Annotated in this window: 3 protein-coding genes; 1 reads left to right on the top strand and 2 read right to left on the bottom strand. The window is 71.0% G+C overall.

Features of this window, described 5'->3' with window-relative positions; translation table 11 throughout:
* Together G3I40_RS46140 and G3I40_RS46135 are read right to left on the bottom strand one after the other, a co-directional pair.
* Positions 1–633 (bottom strand): TerD family protein (locus tag G3I40_RS46140; RefSeq protein ID WP_164560756.1); only part of this gene is annotated, 633 nt, incomplete at its 3' end.
* A 114-nt stretch (positions 634–747) separates the two neighbouring features.
* A complete protein-coding gene (locus G3I40_RS46135; protein WP_164560755.1) occupies positions 748–1,344 on the bottom strand; it encodes a M48 family metallopeptidase in 597 nt (198 codons plus the stop codon).
* Positions 1,345–1,568: 224 nt separating this feature from the next.
* Between G3I40_RS46135 and G3I40_RS46130 the strand changes: the two genes are divergently transcribed.
* A partial coding sequence (locus G3I40_RS46130) for a ThiF family adenylyltransferase (protein ID WP_239092342.1) occupies positions 1,569–2,157 on the top strand: 589 nt, incomplete at its 3' end.

The raw sequence follows: 2,157 nt of genomic DNA, 5'->3' as shown, positions 1-2,157 counted from the left end.
CGGTGCCGGCGCCGCGGGGGCCCCGAAGGCGGGCGGCGCGGAGGCCTGGGCGGGCGGTGCGAATCCGGGAGCCGCGGCGGACTGCGGCTGCGCGGCCGGTTCCTCTTCCGCGACCTCTCCGCCGAAGTTCCTCAGCAGCGCGTCCAGGCCTCCGTCGAAGCCCTGCCCGACAGCCGCGAAACGCCACACGTCCTTCAGGTAGAAGTCCCCCAGCATCACCGCGCGCTCGGTGGAGAACTCGCCTCCGTGGAAGGCGTACCGGGCGACTTCCTCGCCGCCCGCGACGATGCGGATGTAGCCGGGCGCCACCTGCGACATCTGGCCCGCGCCGTCGAGTGCCGCGCTGAACGACAGCTTGTGGATGTGCGCGGGGATCTTGTCCAGAGTGACGCGGAAGGATTCGGTGTCTCCGGCCTGGGCGCCGAGCAGCTGGACGGACTCCTCGGGTGTCTTGGGCTGGTTGAAGAAGACGAAGTACCGGTCGTCGGACAGCCGTTCCTCGGCGTCGAGGCCGAAGCAACTGATGTCGAAGGTCAGTCCGGGGCCGGTGATCTGTACGCCTACGTACAGATCCGTACCCGCGGTGAGGTCACTGATCTTGGCCTTGTGGCCGCGTTGGAATTCCCTGGCCATGCGTAACGACCGTCCCCCATCCCGATGGTGATTGCGTCGCGTCAGGCTAACTGCAAACGCTGGGGGCGGAGGATGTCGGTACAGCCCTGGTACAGAACCATCCCGTAAGGTCCGTCACTCGCCGCGCGCGGTCGGCAGGTGCGGCAGCCGGTCCGCCGCGACCACTCCTTCGAGGTAGCCGCGCGCCCGCTCGGTGCGGGGGTACGCCTCCAAGAGCCGCCAGAAACGCGGACCGTGGCCCGGCACCAGCAAGTGGGCGAGTTCGTGGACGAGTACGTAGTCGACGACGTACTCGGGCATGCCCTGGAGGCGGTGGGACAGGCGGATGCTGCCTTCGGCCGGCGTGCAGGAACCCCATCGGGTGTTCTGGTTCGTGACCCAGCGGACCGACGCGGGTCGCGCCTTGCCCTCGAGGTACTGCTCCGAGAGCCGGCCGGCCCGCTCCGCCAGCTCCGCGTCGCCCAGCACCCGCTTGCTCTCCTGCGCGGCGAGCTTGTCGAGCATGACCGTCACCCAGCGCTGCTCCTCGGCCTCCGACATGCGGGCTGGGATCAGGACCACGGTGCGGTCGCCCTCTCGGTACGCGGAGACCGTCCGGCGGCGCCGGGCACTCCTGCGGACCTCGACCGCGCTCACCCCGGGACCGCTCGGCGGCGGGCTGGTCGTGCTGCGCTGCGTGTTCGTGGCACGGTGCAGTGGGTCGGCGGGCACGCCCCGACGTTACCCGCTGCGCAGGGCGGAAGTCCCGCCTCCGGAACTGTTCGGTGCGGCTCCCCCACCCCTGCCGCTCGATTGGTACGACTATCACCCACTGCCTGTGGACAACTTTCCGCACGCCCCCGACCGGCCGGGCATGCTGGCCATCGATCGACGCGCACGCCGCACAGGGCATACGCGGCATTCGCGGCACAGATGGCACAGCACGGGGGACAGTCATGCATCCGATCCTGAAGCCCGCGTTCCGGCGCGGCTGGCACGACCTGAACACGGTGCAGTTCGGGATGACACCGGCCCACGCGGTGGTGCTCGGACCGGTCGACACGGCGACAGGCACCTTTTTGACCTTGCTCGACGGGACGCGCGGAGTGCCGCTGCTGCGCGACGAAGCACGGCGCATGGGCCTGCCCGACGGACACGTGGACGCCCTTCTGGAGCGGCTGACCGGGGCGGGCCTGCTGGACGACGCGACAGGCGGTGGCCCCTCCGCTGAGGCGCTGCGCAAGAAGACGCAGGTGATGGACCGGCTCCGCCCCGACCATGCCGCCCTGACGGTGACGACGTCCGAGCCGGCGGACGGAATCCGGAGACTGGCGGCCCGGCACGCGATGCGAGTGCAGGTCAGAGGGGTCGGGCGGGTGGGCGCGGTCGTCGCCTCGATCCTCGCCGCGGCGGGCGTGGGCCACGTCGATGTGCGGGACGGCGGCTGTGTCGAGCCGTGGGACGTGGCACCTGGCGGGCAGCCTGTGGAGGCGGTGGGCGAGCGCAGGGACGTGGCGGCGCGGCAGCTGGTGCGCTCCGCCGCAC

It is taken from the genome of Streptomyces sp. SID14478 (assembly GCF_010548525.1).
Classification (GTDB): Bacteria; Actinomycetota; Actinomycetes; order Streptomycetales; family Streptomycetaceae; genus Streptomyces.
This window is presented reverse-complemented; position numbering and strand designations above follow the sequence as displayed.